Below are 16,748 nucleotides of genomic sequence, written 5' to 3' on the forward strand. Positions count from 1 at the left end.
CGCCGTGAAAATACTCATGGTGGCCCACGGCATGCCCCCGCACGAGATCGGCGGCACCCAGCTGCACACCCTGGACCTGGCCCTGGAGCTGAGGCGGCGCGGGCACGAAGTGCTGGCCCTGTGCCCCAGGCGCTCTCCCGGCGGCGGCATGATCATGGAGGAGGCGGACGGGCTGCGGGTGGCGCGCCTGGAGCTGGACCCGCCCCCGCCGGACCGCGACGCGGCCGCCTTCGCCCTGGCCCACGACAACCCCGAGGCCGGGCGGCGCTTTGCCGAATTCCTGCGCGCCGAGCGGCCGGATGTTGTGCACTTCCATCACTTCTTCGACCTCTCGGCCTCCCTTGCGGACGCGGCCAGGCGGGAGGGCGTCCCGGCGCTCCTGACCCTGCACGACCTCTGGCTGGCCTGCGAACAGCCGCACTTCCTGCACGCGGACATGACTCCCTGCAACCACGAAGCCCCGCAGCCGCGCGACTGCGCCCGCTGCTTCGCGGCGCGCAGGCCGGGCGGCCATCTCTCCCGCGACATGGCAACCCTGGAATCCTGTTTTGCCGCGCGGCGCGAACACCTGCGGCAGGTCGTGGCGGGCCTGGAGTGCGTGGTGAGCCTGGCGGGCTTCCAGGAGGAGCGGCTGCGCCGCCAGGGGCTCGTTCCGCGCATGGTCCGACGCATCCCGCTCGGGCAACGGCCCCTGGGGCCTGTGCGGCGGCCCAGGCGGCAGGACGGTCCGCTCAGGCTGGCCTACATGGGCATCGTGGCCCCGGCCAAGGGCTTGGACGTTGTCTTCGAGGCCCTGGGCATACTGGGCTGGGAGGGCGTGACCCTGGACGTGCACGGCATCCCCTGCGTGCCGGATTACGTGGAGCGCCTGAAGCGGGCGCATCCGCAAGGCGCGGCGGCCTGGCACGGCGGGTACGGCCCGGCTGACCTGGAGCGCATCCTCTCGGCGGCGGACGCGGTGGTCATGCCCTCGCGCAGCGAGAACACGCCCCTGGTGGTGTCGGAGTGCCTGGCCGCGCGGGTGCCCGTGGCGGCATCTGACGTGGGCGGGGTGCCGGAGATGCTCGGGTTCGGTGAGTGGGGCCTGCTGTTCGCCAATGGCGACGCACACGGGCTAGCGCAGGCCATGCGCAGGATGCGCGACGAGCCGGGGCTGCTGGAATCCATCTCGGCGGCCATCCCTCGGATTAGGGGCGTGTCGGATGAGGCGGATGATCTGGAGAAGGTCTACCAGGAGCTGCGGCGAGGCCGATAGGGGGCGGGATCGTCCCGCGACCGCCTTCCTGCTCTAGGAGCCGAGGAGCATGGCCAGCTCCTGGACCGTGAGCTGGCCTGCGCATGGGGCTGACGGGGGGACGGACCCGCCGGGGAAATAAAAAAGGCCAGGAACACGTCCTGGCCTTTTGAATCATTGCCGACAGGCGGCAAGGGCGCCGGTGCTACCAGCGGCCGCCGTAGCCGCCGCGATTGCCGGAGCCGCCGCGGCCACCGCCGCCGCCGGAACGGGGCTTGTCCTCGGCTTCGTTGACCTTCAGGTTACGGCCGCCGAAATCCTTGCCATCCATGCCCTGGATGGCGGCGAGGGCGCCTTCGTCGTCCATCTCCACGAAGCCGAAGCCGCGCAGGCGGCCGGTTTCGCGGTCGGTGATCAGGCTCACGCTGATGACTTCGCCAAAGGTGGCGAACTGGTTGCGGATTTCGTCTTCAGTGGAATTGAAAGAAAGATTGCCGACATAAAGTTTCTTAGACATGGGCTGTTGCTCCTGTTTTGTAGCACGTCATTTCAAATCGCTTGGAGCTGTAACAAGAAAGCCCAAGAATCAAGAAAATGTATGCTGGTTGAGTTGCTGAAGTGCTGACTATAACCAGTAAAAACAGAAAGGCAACAACTAAATGCCAATTAAAAATATTTTCATCTTCCGGGATGAGTTGCGCAACGAACGCCGCCTGGCAGAAAAATCTACGTAACAGTTGTGAATCATGGAGGAGTCTGGCCGAATCTGGGGTGTCGTGGACGTTGTTTTTTTGTTCCGCCGCGTCTCGTGGCAGAGCCTGTCCGCGCAACATCTCCCGGCCCTGGCATCAGCGGAGAGCGGGCCTTGACATCTGGCCGCCCGGCGATGTTGAGTCCTGGAATTCCATCGGAGGGATCAATGCGCAAGCTGTCGACACTCATGGCGATGCTGGCCCTGTGGGCTTTCGTGGCGTGCTGCGCCGGATGCGGGGCGGGCGGCGGGGCCTCCTCTCCCGCCCCGCGGATAGCCGAGCCGTCCTACAGCCCGGAGCCCGCAAGCTGGGGCTTCGCCCCCAAGGCCCTGGAGCTGACCTTCACGGCGGACCCCTTCCTCAACGAGTATGATGGAGCGGCCCACGCCCTGAGCGTATGCGTGTACCAGCTCGCCAACCCGGCCGCCTTCCAGGATCTGGCCGCGAGCGCGACGGGCGTGTCCAGCCTGCTGGAGTGTCGCGAGTTCGACCAGGGCGTGGTGGGCGCGCAGCGCCTGAAGGTTCAGCCAGGCTCCAGCGAGTCGCTGCGCCTGGACCGCGCCGGGAATGCCCGCTTCGTGGCCGTGGCCTGCGACTACTACGACCAGAACCAGGGCAGGACCACCCGCGTCTATGAAATACCGCTCAACGCCAACACCTCCGGCTGGCTCTGGTGGAAGGAGACCAGCTACGAGGCGGGCAAGCTCTCCAAAAAGATCCTGTTGGGCAAGACCGGCATCCTGGACGCCGATTGATCCCCCGCATTCCCTTCGCCCCATGATGCGCGTCACCGTTTCCCCTTAAACGGTGACGCGCTCCACTTTTTTCCGCCACTCTCCTAGATTCCTCAGAGCGCGCTCGGGCCTGCCGGTGATGGCTGGGCATACAAAAACGAATGATGATCTTCATTTTTGTAGGGCTTTGAGCTAGCCCCCTGATAAATACGCATGATTTCAGCGCGTTGTGCATGGCAGGATGTTTGCTGGCACATCCTGGGCCGACTGTACGGCCCGGGAGGATGCGGATGAACTCAGGCGGGCAATACAAACGAGGTTACGCGCAACGGCCGGGGAGGGCGGGCTGACATGGCCGCCTTCGTGCTGATCCACGGGGCGTTCATGGGCGGCTGGGTCTGGCAGCGTATGGCCTCGACCCTTGCCGGGCTCGGGCACGACTGCCTGCGGCCCACACTGACGGGCTGCGGCGAGCGCTCGCACCTGTTGCGGCCCGAGATTTCGCTGGCCTGGCATGTGGAGGACGTGGCCCAGGCCCTCTTCCACGAGGACCTGGAGCGCGTGGTGCTCGTTGGGCACGGCTACGGCGGCATGATCGCCGCCGCTGTGGCCCACCGCCACAGCGGCAAGGTGGCCGGGGTGGTGCACCTGGACGGGGTGCTGCCCGAGCGCGGCAAGAGTTTCGCGCAGCTGTGCGGGCGCGCGGCCCCGGGCAGGGGCGACGGCGGGGACTGGCTCATCCCCCCGCCCACGGCGGAAAGCCTCGGCGTCTCCTGCCGGGAGCTGGGGCGTTGGCTCTCCGTGAGGCTGCAGCCCTTCCCGCGCGCCTGCCTGGAGGACGCCTACGCCTACGGCGACAGGGACCGCCAGTTGCCCGGCGTGTTCCTGCGCACCGCCGGCCGGGAGGACCGCCCCGCCAGGTCGCAGGCCGCACGGGCGGCGCTGAGCAGCATGCCGGTGCTGGAGCTGCCCCTGGGGCCGCTGCCCATGATCACCAGTCCGGGCAGGCTGGCGCAGGCGCTTTCCTCCCTGGCGATGGAGATGCGGCCGTCCGAGCCGCCCGCGCCGCGCAGGCGGACGCGGCCCCTCCGCTGCAAGGCCCGCGGCCAGGAGCCGGAGGCCGACACGCCCTGATCCCCGGGACTCGGGAGCGGGGAATCCGGCCCGGAATTCCGGCCGGAGTTACATGTTTTCCGTTCACCGCAACCATATAGGAGTGAAAATATGAAACGCGCCCTGATAATCCTCGCCCTGGCCGCCCTGCTGGCCTTGCCCCTCATGGCCCAGGCCGGGAGCGTCACCGTCTCCGGGGCCGCCAGCCTCACCGCCGCGTTCACAGAGATGAAGGCGGCATTCGAGAAGGCCCGCCCCGGCGTCACCGTGAACACCAATTTCGCCGCCTCAGGGCAGCTGCTCCCCCAGATCGAGGCCGGCGCGCCCGTGGACATCTTCGCCTCGGCCGACCAGGAAACCATGGACCGCGCCCAGGCCAAGAACCTCATCGACACGGCCTCGCGCAGGAATTTCGTCGCCAACGCCCTGGTGTTGTGCAAGCCCAAGGGCGGCAAGGCGGCCGTGACCTCGCTCGAGTCCCTCAAGGACAAGGCCGTGGAACGCATCGGCCTGGGCAACCCCGAGACCGTCCCCGTGGGCCGCTACGCCCGTGAGGCTCTGAGCACCGCCGGGTTGTACGAGGCGCTGACCCCCAAGCTGGTCTTCGGGGACTCCGTGAAGCAGGTGCAGGATTACGTCAGCCGGGGCGAGGTGGACGCCGGGTTCATCTTCGCCACCGACGCCCAGAGCGCCGCGGCCAAGATCGACGTGGCCGCCGAAATCCCCACCAAGGCGAAGGTGAGCTACCCCCTGGCCATCGTGGCTCGCTCCAAGGACAACGCCGACGCCAAGGCCTTCGCCGATTTCGTCATGAGCCCGGAGGGGCAGGCGATCCTGGCCAAGTACGGGTTCAAGAAGCCCGAATAGCCTGGCGGGAAGCCGCATCGGCCGCGAGTGAAATAAAGGCCGGGCCTTCGCAGACATGGCGAAGGCCCGGCCTTGATGCTGTTTTGGGGGAGTGGATGCGCCGGGTTTGTGATGACAAGGCTTCAAAATCAGGTGTGGTCTACCGTGGTGGCTCCTGGAGCGTTGTTCATCACCCAGGTGATGCCGTTGTCTCGGTTCTGGGCCGTCGTGTAAGCCTCGCTAACTCCGATTGCCTTGTTGTTCTGCGCTTGAAGGCGAAACCTGTACTGCCCCGATGCATCAGTCTGTTTAGTGTAGTTAGATGCAGCCGGTGCGTTTGATTTCACGGAATCTATTCCGTTTTGCGCGCCTTGCTTCGTATGGTACGTTTCGCTTGCATTGAGCACGGTTTCATGGTTTCCACTGCTGTGAAGCGTAAAGAAGTACTGTCCGTTGCTTGCCTTGAACAACTTGAAGTATGCACTCATATAGCACCTCGCCTGGTGGAATTAAAGGTTATAATGCTCATCTAATAACATCGTTGCTTCGTCAATGGTAAAATCAATTATGCTGTAAATGAATATTTGACGGTGCAATCACTTTGTTGCGTGACGGTTGCGTGGAGTCGCAGCGGGGGCAGGCGCTGGGGAATAGACAAATGGTTCAACTCTAGTGAGGTGGGCAGGGGCGAGGGCTAAGGTCAGGGGGGCGTCACCCCGTCTGGAACCCAGGACAACAACGGCGGATATCGCCAGCGGGCGTGAAATCTGTTATCGCCCGAAAGAAGAGAGATCGGGGTGCGCCGTCCTCAAGGCAGCACCAGCTCCACCTGGGGCATCAGCTCCTTGATGGTGGCGATGGCCTGGCCCAGGCTGTAGGGCGTGGGGTGGGGCGTGCTCACGGCCAGGGTGCAACCGCTCTCCCCCAGCACGCGGAAGCGGTATCCGCCGGAGCTGTCGCGCTCCAACTGGTAGCGGCCGTCCAGGGCCACGGCCTGGCGCAGGGCCTCGGCGTCGCTCACGGCCTCGTGAGGGCCGGGGCGCACCGGGCCGCAGAGCAGTTGCCGCCCTGCATGGCTGAGTATCAGGCGATATCCCTGATCCTCCACGGCGGCGATGGTCAACGCGACGGACATGACGGCTCCCTGGTGAGGCGCGCGAGAAAAATGGGTGCGATTCGTTCTTCAGGTTGCGGTAAACGTATTTAGTGTAATTGCTCGATATTGTAAAGCGTACACGGGCCCTCCCCGGGGCGGTTGGCATCCCCGGTGAAATGGGCTAGGGAACATCCGCCCGGGGTGCCTTTTAAATTTTTATTCAGTATTTACAGGTGATTGAATTATGTCCGACTTTGTCCATCTGCATTGCCACACGGAATACTCCCTGCTCGACGGGGCAATCCGCATCGGCGATCTGGTCAAGCGCGCGGGCGAGTTCGGCTGCCCGGCGGCCGCCATCACCGACCACGGCAACATGCACGGCGCCCTGGTGTTCTACGAGTACTGCAAGAAGGCCGGGATCAAGCCCATCGTCGGCTGCGAGGTCTACGTGGCCAAGGGCGACCGCACCAGCAAGGACGCCAAGTCCGCGCGCGACGCGGGCTACCACCTGGTGCTGCTGGCCCAGAACCTCACGGGCTTCCAGAACCTGCTTGCGCTCTCCTCCAAGGCCTACATGGAGGGCTTCCACTACAAGCCGCGCGTGGACAAAGCCCTGCTGGCCCAGCACAACGAGGGCGTGATCGCGCTATCGGCCTGCATCAAGGGCGAGATCCACCAAGCCCTGCTCAACCAGGGCATGGACGCCGCCCGGGACATGGCCCGCACCTACATGAACTTCTTCCCGGACAGGCTCTATCTCGAGATGCAGGCCAACGACCTGCCCGAGCAGGCCCGGCTCAACGCCCTGGTGCTGGAGCTGGCCGACGAGATGAAGCTGCCCCTGGTGGCCACCAACGACTGCCACTACCTGAACGCCGACGACGCCTCCGCCCACGACGTGCTGCTGTGCATCCAGACCCAGGCCCAGGTGGACGACATCAAGCGCATGCGCTTCACCACCCAGCAGCTCTACTACCGCTCCCCGGAGGAGATGGCCCAGGCCTTCGCCCACGCCCCCCAGGCCATCTCCAACACCTGCGAGATCGCCGAGCGCGTCAATCTGGAGCTGGACCTCAAGACCTACCACTTCCCGGTCTACGAGGTGGCGCCCGGCAAATCCCTGGACGACGAGATGGCGGACATGGCCCGCGAGGGCCTCAAGGAGCGCCTGGCCCGCATGGACCTGACCCCCGAGCGGGCGAAGGTCTACTGGGACCGCCTGGAGTACGAGCTGGGCGTCATCAAGCAGATGGGCTTCCCCGGGTATTTTCTCATCGTGCAGGACTTCATCAACTGGGCCAAGGGGCAGGGCATCCCCGTGGGGCCGGGGCGCGGCTCGGCCGCCGGTTCGCTGGTGGCCTACAGCCTGCGCATCACCAACCTGGACCCGCTGCCCTACGACCTGCTGTTCGAGCGCTTCCTGAACATCGAACGCATCTCCATGCCCGATATCGACGTGGACTTCTGCGAACGCCGCCGCACCGAGGTGATCCGCTACGTCTCCGAGAAGTACGGGCGGGACTCGGTGGCCCAGATCACCACCTTCGGCACCATGAAGGCCAAGGCCGTGGTGCGCGACGTGGGCCGCGCCCTGGGCATGAGCTTCCCAGAGACGGACCGCATCGCCAAGCTCATCCCCGAAGACCTGAAGATGACCATCGACAAGGCCCTGAACCAGGAGCCGGAGCTCTCCGTGCTGGCCGCGCAGGACCCGCGCATCGCCCGGCTCATCGACGTCTCCCGCAGGCTGGAGGGGCTCTCGCGCCACGCCTCCACCCACGCGGCGGGCGTGGTCATCTCGGACCGGGCCATGATGGAGTACGTGCCGCTCTACCTGGGCAAGAACCAGGAAATCGTGACCCAGTGGGACATGAAGCGCGTGGAGAAGATCGGGCTGGTCAAGTTCGACTTCCTGGGCCTCAAGACCATGACCGTCATCCAGGACGCCCTGGACATCATCCGGGAGATGGGCCAGCAGCCCCCCGACCTGGACACCCTGCCGCTGACCGACCCCGAGACCTACGAGCTGTTCTCCCGAGGGGACACCGACGGCATCTTCCAGGTGGAATCCGACGGCATGCGCAAATACCTGCGCCAGCTCAAGCCCAACTGCTTCGAGGACGTCATCGCCATGCTGGCCCTGTACCGCCCCGGCCCCCTGGGCTCGGGCATGGTCCAGGAGTTCATCGACCGCAAGCACGGCCTGGTGGAGGTGCACTACCCCCACCCGGACCTGGAGCCGGTGCTCAAGGCCACCTACGGCGTCATCGTCTACCAGGAGCAGGTCATGCAGATCGCCCAGGTGCTCTCGGGGTACTCCCTGGGCGAGGGCGACCTGCTGCGCCGGGCCATGGGCAAGAAGAACCCGGAGGAGATGGCCAAGCAGCGCACCCGCTTCCTGGAGGGCACGCGCAAGAAGGAGATCCCCGACTCCCAGGCCAACGAGATCTTCGACCTGATGGAGAAGTTCGCGGAGTACGGCTTCAACAAGTCGCACTCGGCGGCCTACGCGCTCATCTCCTACCATACGGCCTACTTGAAGACGCACTTCCCTGTTGCCTTCATGGCCGCGCTCATCACCTCGGACCTGGAAAACCAGGACAAGGTGCTCAAGTACATCTCCGACTGCAACGACCGCGACATCGAGGTGCTGCCGCCCAACGTGAACCTCTCCATGCGCCACTTCAGCGTGCGCGAGGGCAAGATCGTTTACGGCCTGGCGGGCATCAAGAACGTCGGGGGGGAGGCCATCAACGAGATCGTGCGCGAGCGCGAGGAGAACGGGCCCTTCACCAGCCTGGTGGACCTGACCACCCGCGTGAACCTGCGCAAGGTGACCAAGCGCGTGCTGGAGTTTCTGATCAAGGCCGGGGCCATGGACTGCTTCGAGGCCCCGCGCGCCTCGCTCATGGCCGGGCTGGACAAGGCCGCAACCCAGGGCCAGAAGCGCGCCGAGGCCAAGAACTCGGGCCAGCTTTCGCTCATGAGCCTGGCGCCCGCGCCCGAGGCCCCGCCCACCGGCGGCATCGGCTTCGCCTGCGAGGAGGCCAAGGTGCCCGAGTGGGGCCACGAGGAGATGATGGCCTTCGAGAAGGAGGCCATCGGCTTCTACCTCACCAGCCACCCCCTCAAGGCCTACTCGCGCGACCTGCGGCGCATGGGGCTCAAGACGCTCTCGGACTGCCGGGGCTACGCTCCCGACTGCGAGGTCAAGGTGGCGGCCATCATCACCACCAAGAAGGAGCACATCACCAAGAAGGGCTCGCGCATGGCCTTCTGCGGCCTGGAGGACATCGCCGGGGACGGCGAGGCCATCTTCTTCCCCGAGGCCTTCACCCAGTGCCGCGAGCTGCTGGAGGGCGACGCCCCGCTGCTCATCACGGGCAAGATCGGCAAGGACGACCAGGACGCCCCCGACGGCCAGGCCAAGCTCAAGCTCATCGTGCAGTCGGCCCGGCCCCTGGCCGAGGCGGTCCAGGCCGGGGACGAGCCCCTGGAGCTGCGCGTGGACGCCCACGTCTGCACCACGCTTGCGGGGCTCAAGGAAATCTTTCATAAGTATCCGGGAAGCGCCAAGGTGCGGCTGCGCCTGGTGTTCGACAGCATGGAGTGCCTGGCGGGCCTCTCGGACGAACTCAGCGTCGGGCCGTGCCCGGAATTCTGGCTCGCGGTGGACGACTGTCTGGCCCGGGCCCACAACAAGGCGCCAGCCTGATCGCCTGTTGAAAAATCCACGCTGGCTGCGTTGCGGGCAAAAAGTCAAACCCTCGCATATGCCCGATATGCTTCGGTCTTGACTTTTTTCCGCGCCTTGCCACCGTGTTTTTTGAACAGGCGGGGAATTACCGATCACTCCAACGGGCTGACAAAGGGGACCATTGTGACCATGCAACACGGCGAACGCCCGGTCCTGCGCCGGGGCCTGTTCAAGCTGACCATCACGGACGACTTCTCCTCCGCGCACTGCCTGCGCAACTACAACGGGCCCTGCGAGGCCCTGCACGGGCACAACTTCGTGGTGGAGGCGGTGTTCCAGGGCGAGCGGCTCACCCAGGACACCGAGATGCTCATGGACTTCAAGGACCTGAAGGCCCTGCTCAAGAAGGTGCTGGACAGGCTCGACCACAAGCACTTGAACGAGCTGCCCTATTTCCAGCGGCGCAACCCGACTGCCGAGAACCTGGCCCGCTACATCTACTGGGAGCTGGGCAGGCTGATGGAAGGCATGCCCGCCCAGGTGGCCGAGATCAGCGTGTTCGAGAAGGCCACCAGCAAAGCCACCTACACCGAGCTGTCATGAGGCTGGTGATCCAGCGTGTGGCCAAGGCCTCCGTGGAAGTTGCGGGTGAGCGCGTGGCCGCCATCGGCCGGGGCTTCCTGGTGCTGGCGGGCTTCGGCCCGGACGACGGCCCGGACGCCCCGGAGAGCCCGGCCTGGCGCACCATGCTGGACAAGCTCGCTGGGCTGCGGGTGTTCACCGACGCCGGAGGCAAGATGAACCTGGGCCTGGCCGACGTGGGCGGCGAAGTGTTGCTGGTCTCCCAGTTCACCCTCTACGCGGACTGCCGCAAGGGCATGCGCCCCGGCTTCTCCCGGGCCTGCCCGCCGGAGACGGCCCAGGCCCTGTTCGAGCGCCTCGTTGAGGACGTGGAGGAGCGCCTGCCCGGACGCGTCGCGCGCGGGGTGTTCGGCGCGGACATGGACGTGAGCCTGACCAACCAGGGCCCGGTGACCATCCTGCTGGACAGCGCCGCGTTCGAGCCCGCCTGCGCGAGGCAGGCCGGCTGATGGCCGCCGGGGACGACATCCGCGTCCTGGTGGTGGACGACTCCAAGACGGTCCTGCGCCTGCTGACCTTCATCCTGGGCAAGCTTTACCGCCTGGAGGCCGCCGAGGACGGGCAGGAGGCCATCGAAGCCCACGCCTCCTTCAAGCCCGACGTCATCATCCTGGACATGAACATGCCCGTGAAGTCCGGGCTGGAGGTGATGCAGCACATCCGGGGCGTCGCGCAGGACCACGACGTGCAGATCGTGGTGCTCACCGCGCAGGACACCAAGGCGCTCAAGGCCCGGGCCTTCGCCGCCGGGGCCAACGATTTCCTGGCCAAGCCCTTCGACCGCGAGGAGCTGCTGGCCCGCGTGGGCGCCGCTGCCAGGCAGGTCACCCTGACCAGGCAGCTGCGCCAGGCCTACAACCGCATCAGCCGCGAGATCGACACCGTGGCGGGCCTGCAGAAGCGGCTGCTCCCGGACTGCTCCCCGCTCTTCGGCGACACCCTGGTGGAGTGCCTGTACCGCCCCTCCGGGCGCGCCAGCGGCGACTACTACGATTTCTTCACCCTGCCCGACGGCTGCATCCGCGCCGTGATGGCCGACGTGTCCGGCCACGGAGCCAGGGCCGCGTTCCTCATGGCCGTGGTGCGCACCCTGGTGCGCGTCACCCAGACGCACTACCTCTCCCTGGCGGAGATGCTGAGCCTCGCCAACCACCACCTGCTCAGCTCCATCGGGCAGGAGCCTGATTTCGTGACCCTGGCCGCCGTGGACATCGACCCGGAGGAGGGCACCCTGACCTACGTCAACGCCGGGCACTGCCCCCCGCTGCTCTGGACCGGCGGCAGGATCATGGAGCTTGCCCCCACCTCCTCGGTGCTTGGGTTCTTCGACCAGAAATACCCCATGCGCACCATCGAGTTCGAGAAGCCCGCCGGGCTCCTGCTCTACACCGACGGCTGGTACGAGTGGCACACCCTGGAGAAGGAGATCTTCGGGCTGGAGCGCTTCACGGAGCTGGCCTCCGGGCTCATGCGCTCGGGCCGCTTCACCCTGCAGAGCCTGCTGGAGAACCTCAGCGGCGAGAAGGCCGGGCCGGTGTTCAGCGACGACGTCACCGGGCTGTGGGTCTGCGCGGGCAGCCCGCTCTCGCGGGTGTTCTCGGGCCGGTCCACCCCCCAGGCCAGCAGGGCCCTGGCCAAGGACGTGGTCTCCGCCGTGGGGGATTACGTGGAGGACTCCGACATCCTGCACGACCTGGACATCCTGCTCACCGAGGCCTGCGCCAACATCACCCGCCACGCCTACGGCGGGGGCGAAGGCCCCATGGAGGTGCGCCTGCGCATCAGGCCGGGCCAATCCGTGGACATGGAGGTGGTGGACTGGGGCAAGGGCTTCGGCGACGCCGTGAAGTTCGAGAACGCGGCCCCCGAGTCCGAATGCGGGCGGGGCATGTTCATCATCTGCAAGCTGTCAGACCAGTGTGAACTCAAGCGCCGCGGCAGGGAGAACGTCCTGCGGGTGGTCAAACAGATAAGGAAGGAACTGTGGAAAACCTGATCTGGCTGCGCAAGGGCGCGTGTCTTCTGGCCAAGTTCTCGGGCGAAATCACCATGGAGGTCACCCAGGACTTCAAGCACGCCGTGGAGCAGGCCCTGGAGAAGGACGACTCCCAGGCCCTGGCCCTGGACCTCTCCGAGGTGAGCTTCATGGACTCCTCCGGCATCGGCTTCCTGGTCTCCTGCAACACGAGGCTCCAGAGCCTGGGCAAGCGCCTGGTGCTCATGTGCCCCAGCCCCCAGGTGCGCAAGACCCTGGGCCTGGTGCAGCTCATGGATTTCTTCGCCGTGGCCGAATCCGACGGCGACCTCGAGTCCCTGACCGCCAAGGGCGGCAAGTAGCGCCGATGGCCGAATCCCCCCGCGTGCTGCTGGTCACCAGCCGGTTCTTCCTGCTGGGCGAGATCATGACCGCCTTCAGGCGCATGGGGGTGGAGTACGGCTATCTGGACACCGGCGGCGACGAGCTCGACAGCGAGGAGTACCTGCGCCCCCTGCTCAAGGGCATCGAGCGGCTGCGCCCCCACTTCCTGCTCACCGTGAACCACCTGGGCGTGGACCACGAGGGCCTGCTCACCGGGCTGCTCTCCCGCCTGGACATCCCCCTGGCCTCCTGGTTCGTGGACAACCCCGCCCTGGGCCTGGCCCTCTATTCGCGCCCGTCGGCCACCAAGACGGCCATGTTCACCTGGGACGCCGACAACATGGCCCCCCTGCGCCAGATGGGCTTCGAGCATGCTTTCCACCTGCCCCTGGCCGCGGACGAGCGCCGCTTCGCCCCCCCCGCCGAGCTCCAGACCGGCAGCCCCTGGCGCAGCGCGGTGAGCTTCGTGGGCAATTCCATGGTCATCAAGACCGGCCTGCGCCTGGACCACGCCCACCCCTCCCGCAGGCTGCGCGCGGCCATGCCCCGCCTGGCCCAGGCCTTCGGCGAGCACCCCGAGGGCAGCGTGCGGGCCTTCCTGCGGGAGCGCTTCCCGGCGCTGGCGCCCGACTTCGAGGCCCTGGAGACGCCGGACCGCCAGCTCTCCTATGAGACGGCCGTGATCTGGGAGTCCACCCGCCAGTACCGGGCGCGCTGCCTGGGCAAGCTCATGGAGTTCGGCCCCACCATCGTGGGCGACGAGGGCTGGCTGACCACCTTCGGCAAGGAGGGCGCGCAGCCCGGCGGGCGCTGGCGGCGGCTGGCCGAGCTCTCCTACTACGACGACCTGCCCGGCTTCTATCCGCTCTCCGACATCAACTTCAACTGCACCAGCCTGCAGATGAAGGGCGCGGTGAACCAGCGCGTGTTCGACGTGCCCGCCTGCGGGGCCTTCCTGCTCACGGACTACCGCGCGCAGATCGAGAATCTTTTCGAGCCGGGCAGGGAGGTGGCCCTCTACGGCGACCCGGACGAAATCCCGGACATGGTCCGCCACTTCCTGGCCCACCCCACGGAGCGCGCCCGCATCGCCCAGGCCGCGCGCAAGCGGGTGCTGGCCCAGCACACCTACGTGACCCGCATGGGCCAGCTGCTGCGCACCGTGCGCGACACCTTCGGCCTTCCCTACTGCGAGCCCGAAGGCGCATGAGCACGCCCCTGGAGAACCTGCCCGAGCCCCTGCGCTCCCTGCTGCTCTGCGGCGGGGAGGGGGCCGCCCATTTGGCCCGCTGCTCCCGCCTGGCCGCCGAGGCCGGGGAGGCCGGACAGGACGGATTGGCCGAAGCGCTGGCCGTGGCGGCCTGGTCCCAGTCGCCCCTGGACGCGGCCCTGGCCCTCCAGGCGGCCCCGCTGCTCACGGGCTGGCCCCAGGCCGCGCGCGCGGCCATGCACGTGGCCCGCTTCGCCCGCCAGCCAGGGGACGCCGTCGAATACGCCCGCCTGGCCGCCAGCCGCGACCACGGCCGGATCAAAGAATATCTCGATTCCCGGCTCCAGGCCGAGCAGGGCAACCTGTTCTGGGTCCGCCTTGCCATGAGCCACGCCCTGGCCGACATGGACCAGGACTGGGCCGAGGCCCTGGCCGCGCTTCTGGCCGCTTGGGGCCAGCCCCTGCTGGCGGCCCTGGCCGGGGCGGACGCGGCCCTCACGGCGGGTGAGGGCGGGCGCGCGTTGGAGATTCTGTCCCTGGTGGAGCTGCCGGACGTGCTGCCGGATGTGCTGATGGCCCGCCGTGCGGCACTGGCTCTTGGGAGCGCCGAGGGCTTCCGGCGCTGGCTCGAGGCCGAGCCCTGGAACCCGACGCCCCTGCTGCTTGCGAGCGAGGCGCTGCGCCAAACGTCGGGCCAGACTTCGGGCCAGGCCCCGACTGCGTCCCCGCCTGAATCCGTGGCCGTGCTGCTCTACACCTTCAACAAGGCCCGCGACATCGACGCCACCCTGGACAGCCTCGCCGCCTCGGACCTGGGCCAGGCCCGCCTGGCCGTGCTGGACAACGGCAGCACCGACGACACCGCCCAGGTGCTGGAGGGCTGGCGCGGCCGCCTGGGGCCGCAGCGGCTGGAAATCGTCTCCCTGCCTGTGAACGTAGGGGCTCCCGCGGCCCGAAACTGGCTGGCGGCGCTGCCCCTGACCCGCGGCGCGGACTTCGCGGTCTACCTCGACGACGACGTGGAGCTGCCCCGCGACTGGCTGGGCCTGCTGGTCGAGGCCGAACGCCTCTATCCAGATGCCGGGGTCTGGGGGGCCAGAGTGGTGGACCACGCCGCGCCAGTGCGCATCCAGTCGGCGGACACCTTCCTGCTGCCCGAACCGGAAGAACAGGCCAAAGCCCCGGGAGCCAGGCGCTTCGCGCTCTCCGACTGCCACCACCAGACCCTGGACATGGGCCAGTTCGGCTATGTCCGCCCCTGCGCCACGGTCACGGGTTGCTGCCACATGTTCCGCACCGGGCGCCTGCTGGCCCAGGGCGGGTTCGACCTGCGCTACTCCCCCACCCAGTACGACGACCTGGACCACGACGTGCGCCTGCTCCTGGCCGGGCTCACCCCCGTGTACCAGGGCCGGCTCCGGGTGCGGCACTTCAAGAGCACCGGCAGCCAGGGCGGGGAAGGGCAGGCCCAGTGGGGGCTGGGCTGGGCCAACCAGTACAAGCTGCACCAGAAGTTCGAGGCCGCCGACTTCCGCCGCGCCGCCGCCACCGCCCAGCAGGCCGCCCTGGAGGATCTGCGCGCCCGCCGCGAAGCGCTGGAGCAGGCCCCGTGAGCGCCTCCCCCGACGGTCAGGCCCCCGCCCAGGCACCGGCCCCGGCTCCGGCGCTGGTGCTGCAGATGCAGCGCATGGGGGACATCGTGCTCTCCTTCCCGCTGTTTCTCTGGCTGAAGCGGGGCGCGCCCGAGCGCCCGGTGTGGGTGGTGGCCGAGGAACAGTTCTACCAGGGGCTCAAGGCCGTCTCCCCGCCGGTGGTCTACGCGCCCTGGACCGCCGTGGACCACCTGCCGGCCAGCGAATACTCCCTGCTGGTGAACCTGAGCCACAGGCCCGAGGCCGCCATCCTGGCGGGCGGGCTGCGGGCCGCCACCCGCCTGGGGCCGTACCGCGACCAGGGCGACCACCTGCGCGTGGGCGGGCGCTGGCAGCTCTACCGGGCCTCGCTCACGGGCAACAACCGGCACAACCGTTTCCACTGGGTGGAGCTCAACGCCCTGGACTGCGTGGACCACCGCCAGATCGCCTCCACCGTCTTCGACACCCCGCGCACCCCCGCCCCCGGCAAGGACCGCGTGGGCCTGTTCCTGGGGGCCAGCCAGGAGGAAAAACGCCCCCCGGCGGCCTTCTGGGCCGCCCTGGCCCATGCCCTGCAACGCAGGGGGCTGGCCGTGGTGCTCCTGGGCGGGCCAGCCGAGAAGGCGTTGGCAGCCGAGGTGCGCGCCCTGCACGGCGGCACCCTGGCGGATTTCAGCGGGCAGCTCTCCCTGGAGCAGTTCATGGCCGCCGGGCAGACCATGTCGCTCATGATCACGCCGGACACGGGGCCCATGCACGTGGCCGCCTGGTCCGGGCTGCAGACCCTGAACCTCTCCATGGGGCCGGTGAACCCGTGGGAGACGGGGCCGTTCAACCCCGGGCACTACGTGCTGGGCGCGGGGATTTCCTGCCAGGGCTGCTGGCAGTGCCGTTTCGTCCGGCCGCGCTGCCGGGAGCGTTTCGACCCCGAGCAGGTTGCCTACCTGGCCTGGAAGCTGGCCAGGGGGGGGCGGCCCATGCCACCGCCTGGCATGCGGCTGTACCGCACCGGGCGCAGCGCCGCCGGGTTCTACCAGCTCGAGCCGGTGGGGCGCGCCGCGCCCAGGGCCGGGGATGGCCTGGGCGAGTTCTGGCGCGGGGCCTTCGGGGCGCACTTCGGCCTCTGGGGGCAGGATGTCCCCCGGCGGGACTGGCTGGCCCTGGCCGGGGCGCATCCGAAACTGGCGCGCTCCTTCGCGCGCGGGGCTGCCCGGCTCTACGGGCGTGTGGCGGCACTGCTCCCGGCGGGGGGGGCGCTTCCGCCCGCCTTCATGGAATCCTGGCCTCCCATGCTGCGTCCGGCGGCCGGATACGTCCAGATGGCCCTCGAGAACGCCGACTACTCCCCCGATTCCCGGGACGAATGCCTGGGCTTGCTGGGGGCCGTGCTCGCCTCCGTATCCTCCGTATCCTCCTGAGCGTTCCAGC

At 67.7% G+C, this 16,748-nt stretch carries 15 protein-coding genes; 12 read left to right on the forward strand and 3 right to left on the reverse strand.

Annotation, left to right across the window (positions count from 1 at the left end; all coding sequences use genetic code 11):
• Positions 1–4: 4 nt before the first annotated feature.
• On the forward strand, positions 5–1,255 hold the full coding sequence (locus MLE18_RS10615; RefSeq protein WP_243438776.1) for a glycosyltransferase: 1,251 nt from the start codon (positions 5–7) through the stop codon (positions 1,253–1,255).
• Positions 1,256–1,439: 184 nt separating this feature from the next.
• Here the strand turns inward: MLE18_RS10615 and MLE18_RS10620 are convergent, their stop codons facing one another.
• Complete coding sequence (locus MLE18_RS10620) at positions 1,440–1,751, reverse strand: RNA recognition motif domain-containing protein (RefSeq protein WP_243438777.1); 312 nt, start codon at positions 1,749–1,751, stop codon at positions 1,440–1,442.
• Between the two features lie 402 nt (positions 1,752–2,153).
• Here MLE18_RS10620 and tssJ point away from each other — a divergent pair, with 402 nt between their 5' ends.
• The 3 genes from tssJ to modA all read left to right on the forward strand — a co-directional run bounded on the left by tssJ (position 2,154) and on the right by modA (position 4,700).
• Entirely contained in the window at positions 2,154–2,741 is a 588-nt protein-coding gene (gene tssJ, locus MLE18_RS10625; RefSeq protein WP_243438778.1) for a type VI secretion system lipoprotein TssJ, read from the forward strand.
• A 330-nt stretch (positions 2,742–3,071) separates the two neighbouring features.
• Positions 3,072–3,854 carry an alpha/beta hydrolase family protein gene (locus MLE18_RS10630; protein ID WP_243438779.1) on the forward strand — a complete coding sequence of 261 codons (783 nt, stop codon included), beginning with the start codon at positions 3,072–3,074 and terminating at the stop codon, positions 3,852–3,854.
• 90 nt (positions 3,855–3,944) lie between these two features.
• Complete coding sequence (gene modA / locus MLE18_RS10635; protein ID WP_243438780.1) at positions 3,945–4,700, forward strand: molybdate ABC transporter substrate-binding protein; 756 nt, start codon at positions 3,945–3,947, stop codon at positions 4,698–4,700.
• A 128-nt stretch (positions 4,701–4,828) separates the two neighbouring features.
• Here modA and MLE18_RS10640 read toward each other — a convergent pair whose 3' ends face one another.
• Both MLE18_RS10640 and MLE18_RS10645 read right to left on the reverse strand, forming a co-directional pair.
• A complete protein-coding gene (locus MLE18_RS10640) occupies positions 4,829–5,167 on the reverse strand; it encodes a YegP family protein (RefSeq protein ID WP_243438781.1) in 339 nt (112 codons plus the stop codon).
• Between the two features lie 320 nt (positions 5,168–5,487).
• On the reverse strand, positions 5,488–5,814 hold the full coding sequence (locus tag MLE18_RS10645; protein ID WP_243438782.1) for a YegP family protein: 327 nt from the start codon (positions 5,812–5,814) through the stop codon (positions 5,488–5,490).
• A gap of 205 nt (positions 5,815–6,019) precedes the next feature.
• On the opposite strand from MLE18_RS10645, the gene dnaE reads away from it, so the two are divergent.
• From dnaE to MLE18_RS10685, 8 genes are all read left to right on the forward strand, one after another.
• Entirely contained in the window at positions 6,020–9,493 is a 3,474-nt protein-coding gene (gene dnaE / locus MLE18_RS10650) for a DNA polymerase III subunit alpha (protein ID WP_243438783.1), read from the forward strand.
• Positions 9,494–9,664: 171 nt separating this feature from the next.
• Positions 9,665–10,078, forward strand: coding sequence for a 6-carboxytetrahydropterin synthase QueD (gene queD / locus MLE18_RS10655; protein WP_243438800.1), 414 nt, complete (start codon positions 9,665–9,667; stop codon positions 10,076–10,078).
• Positions 10,075–10,566, forward strand: coding sequence for a D-aminoacyl-tRNA deacylase (dtd, locus tag MLE18_RS10660; RefSeq protein ID WP_243438784.1), 492 nt, complete (start codon positions 10,075–10,077; stop codon positions 10,564–10,566). Before queD ends, dtd begins: the two co-directional genes overlap by 4 nt.
• On the forward strand, positions 10,566–12,113 hold the full coding sequence (locus MLE18_RS10665; RefSeq protein WP_243438785.1) for an ATP-binding SpoIIE family protein phosphatase: 1,548 nt from the start codon (positions 10,566–10,568) through the stop codon (positions 12,111–12,113). Before dtd ends, MLE18_RS10665 begins: the two co-directional genes overlap by 1 nt.
• Positions 12,101–12,454, forward strand: a complete 354-nt coding sequence (locus tag MLE18_RS10670) for an STAS domain-containing protein (RefSeq protein ID WP_243438786.1) — start codon at positions 12,101–12,103, stop codon at positions 12,452–12,454. Before MLE18_RS10665 ends, MLE18_RS10670 begins: the two co-directional genes overlap by 13 nt.
• 5 nt (positions 12,455–12,459) lie before the next feature.
• Positions 12,460–13,686, forward strand: a complete 1,227-nt coding sequence (locus MLE18_RS10675; protein ID WP_243438787.1) for a CgeB family protein — start codon at positions 12,460–12,462, stop codon at positions 13,684–13,686.
• A complete protein-coding gene (locus MLE18_RS10680) occupies positions 13,683–15,299 on the forward strand; it encodes a glycosyltransferase (RefSeq protein ID WP_243438788.1) in 1,617 nt (538 codons plus the stop codon). The genes MLE18_RS10675 and MLE18_RS10680 overlap by 4 nt, the downstream gene beginning before the upstream one ends.
• Positions 15,296–16,738, forward strand: coding sequence for a glycosyltransferase family 9 protein (locus MLE18_RS10685; RefSeq protein ID WP_243438789.1), 1,443 nt, complete (start codon positions 15,296–15,298; stop codon positions 16,736–16,738). The genes MLE18_RS10680 and MLE18_RS10685 overlap by 4 nt, the downstream gene beginning before the upstream one ends.
• The last annotated feature ends 10 nt before the right edge of the window (positions 16,739–16,748 follow it).

Source organism: Fundidesulfovibrio soli, assembly GCF_022808695.1.
Classification (GTDB): Bacteria; Desulfobacterota; Desulfovibrionia; order Desulfovibrionales; family Desulfovibrionaceae; genus Fundidesulfovibrio; species Fundidesulfovibrio soli.

What these genes read in the sequence shown, in the direction of transcription:
- dnaE (WP_243438783.1), top strand. Translation starts at nt 6,020, where the DNA reads ATGTCCGACTTTGTCCATCTGCATTGCCACACGGAATACTCCCTGCTC.
- MLE18_RS10630 (WP_243438779.1), top strand. Translation starts at nt 3,072, where the DNA reads ATGGCCGCCTTCGTGCTGATCCACGGGGCGTTCATGGGCGGCTGGGTC.
- MLE18_RS10675 (WP_243438787.1), top strand. Translation starts at nt 12,460, where the DNA reads ATGGCCGAATCCCCCCGCGTGCTGCTGGTCACCAGCCGGTTCTTCCTG.
- MLE18_RS10680 (WP_243438788.1), top strand. Translation starts at nt 13,683, where the DNA reads ATGAGCACGCCCCTGGAGAACCTGCCCGAGCCCCTGCGCTCCCTGCTG.
- queD (WP_243438800.1), top strand. Translation starts at nt 9,665, where the DNA reads ATGCAACACGGCGAACGCCCGGTCCTGCGCCGGGGCCTGTTCAAGCTG.
- MLE18_RS10620 (WP_243438777.1), bottom strand. Translation starts at nt 1,751, where the DNA reads ATGTCTAAGAAACTTTATGTCGGCAATCTTTCTTTCAATTCCACTGAA.
- MLE18_RS10640 (WP_243438781.1), bottom strand. Translation starts at nt 5,167, where the DNA reads ATGAGTGCATACTTCAAGTTGTTCAAGGCAAGCAACGGACAGTACTTC.
- MLE18_RS10665 (WP_243438785.1), top strand. Translation starts at nt 10,566, where the DNA reads ATGGCCGCCGGGGACGACATCCGCGTCCTGGTGGTGGACGACTCCAAG.
- MLE18_RS10645 (WP_243438782.1), bottom strand. Translation starts at nt 5,814, where the DNA reads ATGTCCGTCGCGTTGACCATCGCCGCCGTGGAGGATCAGGGATATCGC.
- tssJ (WP_243438778.1), top strand. Translation starts at nt 2,154, where the DNA reads ATGCGCAAGCTGTCGACACTCATGGCGATGCTGGCCCTGTGGGCTTTC.
- dtd (WP_243438784.1), top strand. Translation starts at nt 10,075, where the DNA reads ATGAGGCTGGTGATCCAGCGTGTGGCCAAGGCCTCCGTGGAAGTTGCG.
- modA (WP_243438780.1), top strand. Translation starts at nt 3,945, where the DNA reads ATGAAACGCGCCCTGATAATCCTCGCCCTGGCCGCCCTGCTGGCCTTG.